8 protein-coding genes are annotated in these 5206 nt (G+C 68.2%); 3 read left to right on the forward strand and 5 right to left on the reverse strand.

The window, feature by feature from the left end:
• Positions 1-138: 138 nt before the first annotated feature.
• A complete protein-coding gene (locus RMO85_RS04020; RefSeq protein WP_310526618.1) occupies positions 139-1137 on the reverse strand; it encodes an adenosine deaminase in 999 nt (332 codons plus the stop codon).
• A 270-nt stretch (positions 1138-1407) separates the two neighbouring features.
• On the opposite strand from RMO85_RS04020, the gene RMO85_RS04025 reads away from it, so the two are divergent.
• Positions 1408-1614 carry a hypothetical protein gene (locus RMO85_RS04025; RefSeq protein WP_310526620.1) on the forward strand — a complete coding sequence of 69 codons (207 nt, stop codon included), beginning with the start codon at positions 1408-1410 and terminating at the stop codon, positions 1612-1614.
• 269 nt (positions 1615-1883) lie between these two features.
• Complete coding sequence (locus RMO85_RS04030; RefSeq protein ID WP_310526621.1) at positions 1884-2396, forward strand: YetF domain-containing protein; 513 nt, start codon at positions 1884-1886, stop codon at positions 2394-2396.
• 197 nt (positions 2397-2593) lie between these two features.
• Here the strand turns inward: RMO85_RS04030 and RMO85_RS04035 are convergent, their stop codons facing one another.
• From RMO85_RS04035 to RMO85_RS04045, 3 genes are all read right to left on the reverse strand, one after another.
• A complete protein-coding gene (locus tag RMO85_RS04035) occupies positions 2594-2788 on the reverse strand; it encodes a CsbD family protein (protein ID WP_310526622.1) in 195 nt (64 codons plus the stop codon).
• Positions 2788-3054, reverse strand: a complete 267-nt coding sequence (locus tag RMO85_RS04040; RefSeq protein WP_310526623.1) for a GlsB/YeaQ/YmgE family stress response membrane protein — start codon at positions 3052-3054, stop codon at positions 2788-2790. Before RMO85_RS04040 ends, RMO85_RS04035 begins: the two co-directional genes overlap by 1 nt.
• A 90-nt stretch (positions 3055-3144) precedes the next feature.
• Positions 3145-3495, reverse strand: a complete 351-nt coding sequence (locus RMO85_RS04045) for a hypothetical protein (protein WP_310526624.1) — start codon at positions 3493-3495, stop codon at positions 3145-3147.
• Between the two features lie 381 nt (positions 3496-3876).
• On the opposite strand from RMO85_RS04045, the gene RMO85_RS04050 reads away from it, so the two are divergent.
• Entirely contained in the window at positions 3877-4608 is a 732-nt protein-coding gene (locus RMO85_RS04050) for a response regulator transcription factor (RefSeq protein WP_310526625.1), read from the forward strand.
• A 302-nt stretch (positions 4609-4910) separates the two neighbouring features.
• On the opposite strand, the gene RMO85_RS04055 is transcribed toward RMO85_RS04050, so the two are convergent.
• Positions 4911-5206 (reverse strand): hypothetical protein (locus tag RMO85_RS04055; protein WP_310526626.1); only part of this gene is annotated, 296 nt, incomplete at its 5' end.

Below are 5206 nucleotides of genomic sequence, written 5' to 3' on the forward strand. Positions count from 1 at the left end.
CAGCAGGTCCTCGGTTCAAGTCCGAGTGTCGGCTCCACTCCCCCCTGTTTGAGCGTGAGCTCACCGACTGTATGTCGCAACCAGTTGGTGAGAGTCAGCATCAGGTCAGACGCAGGCGCTCGGTCGGGGCCAGCCCGGTCACGTGGCAATCCAGGCGTCGATCTCGCTCAGCAGCCCCGTCTTCCGCCCCTCGGGCAGGAAGCTGGCCGTGACCGAGTTGCGCGCCAACCGGGCCATCACCTCGTCGCTGAAGCCGAACGTCGCCCGCAGGGCCTCGTAGTTCGTGTCCGCGTAGCCCCCGAAATAGGCCGGGTCGTCGGAGTTGACCGTGACCAGAACGCCCGCCTCGAGGAAGGCCGGCAGCGGATGGTCCGCCAGCGTATCCACGCACCGGAGCCGTACGTTGGACAGCGGACACATGGTCAGCGGGGTCCCGGCGCGCGCCAACCGATCCATCAGGGCCGGGTCATCGATCGCCTGGATGCCGTGGTCGACCCGCTCGATGTGCAGCAGGTCGAGCGCCTCGGTCACCGATGCGGCCCCGCCCTCCTCGCCCGCGTGAGCGACCCGGTGGAGTCCCAGTTCACCGGCGCGGGCGTACAGGCGTTGGAACTTGGCGGGCGGGTTGCCGACCTCGGCCGAGTCCAGACCGATCCCGATGATCGGCGCACCGGCCTCCTCCAGAGCGGCCAGAATCCCCAGTGCCTCCTCCTCGGAGCGGTCCCGGTGGAAGCAGGCGATCAGCTCGACGGTCGTGCCGTGGTCGCGTTCGGCGGCGGCGATGCCCGACGCCAGCCCGTCCAGGACCCGCTGGAGCGGGATGCCGCGGGCGACGTGGGGCTGCGGGTCGAAGAACGCTTCGACGTGGCGTACGCCGCCGGCGGCCGCCCGGGCGACATAGGCGGTCACCAGGTCGCTGAAGTCCTCCTCGGTCTGCAGCACGGTGAGGTTCGCGTAGATCAGGTCCAGGAAGCTCTGCAGGTCGGTGAACTCGTACCGACCGCGCAGGTCCTCCAGGTCGGCGTAGGGCAGCTCGACCTTGTTTCGGCGGGCCAGTTCCAGCACGGTCTCCGGCTCCAGGGTGCCTTCGAGATGGAGGTGCAACTCGACCTTGGGAAGGGTGCTCAGATCGCGCATCGGGTTCCCTTCTGGACGCTGCCGGTCACGGTGCGGTGACACCGAGGCTCGCGCTCACCACGCGCTCCGGCGCCTGGGCCAAGGTATACAGCACCAGCGATACGACCGTGGTGACCACCACCATCGGCTCGTTCTGCCGCGAGAACCTCGTGGCGCCCTATGGAGTGATGCCCAGCGTCTTCTACATCGCCCTACAGATGACAGCGCCGATCGCAGTCCGACGCTCAGCGCAAGCCGCGCCGGGTGACGCATCGAGAGCCGGGGCGCTGCATGCCGTCGAGGGCCCTGGTCGTCACTGCCGTGATCAACGGCCTCCTCGCGGCGCCGCTGCTCGTCCTCGTGATGCTCGTCTCCAACAACCGCGACGTCATGGGCGAGCGTACGAACGGCCGGCGCCTCAACGTCCTCGGCTGGGGCACCACGGTGGTCATGGCGGTCGCCGCGATCGCGCTCGTGGTCATCACGGTCGCGGGTTAGTATCGGGTGACGCGGCGCTGATGCCTGGATCGAGCGATGGACACCGTCAGTCGCCGGATGACGGACCGTCATGACCCCATCGGCCCAACGCCACACAGTGAAGGTCGCTCGAGCCTCCGCGCACATCGGCATCTTGGCCGGGTTCGAATCGGCACGATATCGGGCCTTCGCTCGGGCGTCTGATCAGGGAGCCGGACTCATGGTGATCCGAACGGGCGCGGCGGTGACGACACCATCCCTGCCCTGTGGCCGACCCGGAGCCTGAGACGATGTGGGAGCTTGGCGTCAACCCGCTGGAGCTGGTCGCGCGGACGACGATCATCTACGTGCTCTTCCTCGGCGCCCTGCGCCTGTCCGGGAAGCGCGAGATCGGGCAGTTCACGCTGTTCGATCTGGCGATGGTGCTCCTCGTCGCCAACGCCCTCCAGCCGGCCATGACCGGCGCGGACCAGTCGGTCCTGGGTGGGGCGATCATCCTGGCCACGATCTTCGTCCTCAATCGCCTCGTCTCGGAAGCCCGCGTCAGGGTCCCCTTCGTTCGGCGGGTCCTCGAGTTCAAGTCGACAACGATCGGTCGAGACGGGAAGTGGCTCAAGGCGGAGTTTGCCCGGCAGGGCATCGACCTCGGCGATGCCGACGCAGCCCTTCGGCAGCACGGCCTCGAGCACGTGGAGCAGATGAAGCTGGCCACCCTGGAAGAGGACGGCTCGATCAGCATCGTTGCTGCCGACGACGGCGCGTCGGTCGAGGTCCATCGGCGAAGCCGTCGATCCCGACTGTAGTCGCGCCAATGGCGTGCGCGGGGTCACACGTGCGCCGGATGAGCGGGCACCTCAGAGGGCTGACTCCGGACGGCTAGCCGTGACTCCGCCAGCGAGGCGCAGAAGCACCCCGCCGCAACGGTCTTGCGGGCGGGGTGCGCATTGCGAGAGTAGAGCCCCGTATCAGTGGCCCCGGCTGGCAGCGGTGACTCGCCGGGTCAGGCGTGGCTGTCCCCGTGGCCAGCCTTGTGGACGGCGTCCTGGACGTCGCCCACGCTGCCCTGGACCTTGCCTTCGACCTTCTGGATCTTGCCCTTCGTCTCCTGCTCCTTGTCGCCGGTCAGCTTGCCGACGCCTTCATTGACAGTGCCCTTGACGGTATTGACGGCACCCTTGACGTGCCGGTCAGACATCAGACGCTCTTGCTCGCGCCGCGCGACTGGAAGAACCGCGCGACGAAGATGACGACGACGGCGCCGAACACGGCGACGACGAGGCTGGATAGGTTCAAGCCCGTGATGTCGGCGACGCCGAGCACGGTTCCCGCGATGAAGCCGCCGACCACGGCGCCCACGATCCCGAGGATGATCATCATGATCAGGCCCTCACCGCCGCCCATGATCAGGTTGGCGATGAAGCCGGCGATGGCGCCGAGCACGATCCAAGCGAGGATTCCCATGAGAGCTGTTCCTTTCGTGGTGCGCCCGTCCGGGACGGGCCGCGCAGATAGCGGAGGATCACCCGTCCGCAGCGGGGACCGCGAATGCGGTCAGACGGTTGCTGCGGACGACCGACGCCCGAAGATCCCGATGACCCAGAGCACGATGAGCTCGAGGATCGTCCAGCCGACGAAGGCCACGATGGCGGTGACGTCGAGGACGGAACCCGCGGCGCGGAGCGAGTCCGTCCGCAGGATCCCCTCGAACGGCGCGACGAACACCTGGCTGATGTCGAGGATCGCGGATACGAGGGCATTGGCTTCCCGCGCGTCGAGCAAGAGCAGGACGATGCGCGCCCCGATGACGATCTGGATGAGCCCGAAGACGAGGACCACGATGCGGCGGGCGAGCTCGGCACCACCGGGGCCCGATCTGGTGGTCCGTTGGCTGTCCGTCTGCACGGTCGCCTGGCCGGTGGCCGTGGGTTCCTGGGTGGTGACGACGGTCCGGTCGACCTGATCGCTGGCTATGGCGTTCTCCCTGCCCTCGGCATCCGGGGGAGCGGGGTCTGGTGACCACGCCGAGCTACTCGCCGGCCGATGCTATGCCCATATCGAACACCCCCGGCGGCGCGGCGTCATGACGGCCCGTCATCCGCTCGGGGATTCGGCGCCTCGCAGACGTCAGCCGACCCGCCTTTGCGCTAAGATTCGGCTGCATCGCCCCAGACCCTGGGCGATGGCCTCTCGGGGCTGCAGGCACCCTGCTTCACAGTGGAGCTCGCGGCAGACATGACGACCCAGCGCATGGAACCCCAGGCGGCCTAAGCCCACCGCGCTATCGTGCTCCACGAGCGCCAGCTGGTCGTGGACCTCATCGAGCTCACCCTCAATCACGGCCTGTTCATCGTCCGGGCGGCCCGCACCCTCGCCGAGGCCGACGCCCTCCTGGCCGAATGGCATCCGCACCTTGCCGTGGTCGATATGGACCACGATGACAGCACCGCCCTGCTCGGGCGGCTGGGCGCCTCGAGCCAGCTGACAAGGCGCGTCACGCCGGCCCTGGGCCTGACGCGACGGGGTGACCTCAAGACGAAGCTCAAAGCCTTCGACCTCGGCGTCGACGACATCATCACGATGCCCTTCTCCCCCGAGGAGCTGCTGGCCCGCTCGATCGTCATCACCCGGCGCGCGACGGGCGTGGGCCTGCCGCTCATCCCAACGATCACGCTCGGGGAGATCGAGATCGACATCCTGAGCCGGGAGGTGCGCACGGGGACCGCGATCGTCCACCTGTCCGGCATCGAGCAGAGCCTCATCTACCTGCTCGCCAGCCGGAGCGGCCGCGTCGTCTCGCGCGACGAGATCCTGGACGCGATCTGGGGCACCGACTTCGTCGCCGAGAGCAACATCGTCGATCGCCACATCGGCAGCCTGCGGACGAAACTCCAGGATGACTACCGGCACCCACGGTTCATCGCGACCGTTCCCGGTCGCGGCTACCGCTTCATCCCGACCTTCTCGAACACGGGCTGGGCTGGCGAAGGGGATCCAGGCCACAAGGCGAGCGCCTGATCGACGGGCGCGCCCGGGCGCGAGTCGCGTCTGGTGGTGCGTAGGGCGCCCTATTAGGACGTGAGGGTGCCGACCGGGACCGCGAACACGCCATCGGGCCGCCGATAGGCGTAGCCAAGGCGCTACCGTGCAAGGGTGGGCTCCGCTCATGTGATCGGTCTTACCCCGCCGACGAGGGCGCCCTGCGCGAGCACTCGACGAGACCGCGATCACGAGCCTCACGGCGACAAAGGCTTGGGCCCTGCCGTCAAGAAACAGCAGGTCGTCGGTTCAAGTCCGAGTGTCGGCTCCAGCTATCGCAGTCATGAACGATTCGTGCCATGGCGCCGCCTGGCCCTGCATGTGCGCAGTCCGGGGGATGGCTGGACCGGCGCCGCGTGGCTCCGGATCGACAGCCAGACCCGTCGGGCCCACTCGAGGTCGTCGCTGGTGACCGTCACGAGCAACAGCCGTCCATCCGTTGCGAGCAGGCCCGACAGCAGCCTTGATGCCATGGCGGGCTGGGGCGCCACGCACGTCGTGGCTCGCCCCAGCAGGCCTGCTGGCACCTCGTCGACCGGTGATCCATCCAGGGGCGAGGCTTGCCGCAGGATCCGGC

The sequence above is a fragment of the Nocardioides sp. genome (assembly GCF_031422975.1).
Taxonomy (GTDB): domain Bacteria; phylum Actinomycetota; class Actinomycetes; order Propionibacteriales; family Nocardioidaceae; genus Nocardioides.

What these genes read in the sequence shown, in the direction of transcription:
- RMO85_RS04020 (WP_310526618.1), bottom strand. Translation starts at nt 1,137, where the DNA reads ATGCGCGATCTGAGCACCCTTCCCAAGGTCGAGTTGCACCTCCATCTC.
- RMO85_RS04025 (WP_310526620.1), top strand. Translation starts at nt 1,408, where the DNA reads ATGCCGTCGAGGGCCCTGGTCGTCACTGCCGTGATCAACGGCCTCCTC.
- RMO85_RS04030 (WP_310526621.1), top strand. Translation starts at nt 1,884, where the DNA reads ATGTGGGAGCTTGGCGTCAACCCGCTGGAGCTGGTCGCGCGGACGACG.
- RMO85_RS04035 (WP_310526622.1), bottom strand. Translation starts at nt 2,788, where the DNA reads ATGTCTGACCGGCACGTCAAGGGTGCCGTCAATACCGTCAAGGGCACT.
- RMO85_RS04040 (WP_310526623.1), bottom strand. Translation starts at nt 3,054, where the DNA reads ATGGGAATCCTCGCTTGGATCGTGCTCGGCGCCATCGCCGGCTTCATC.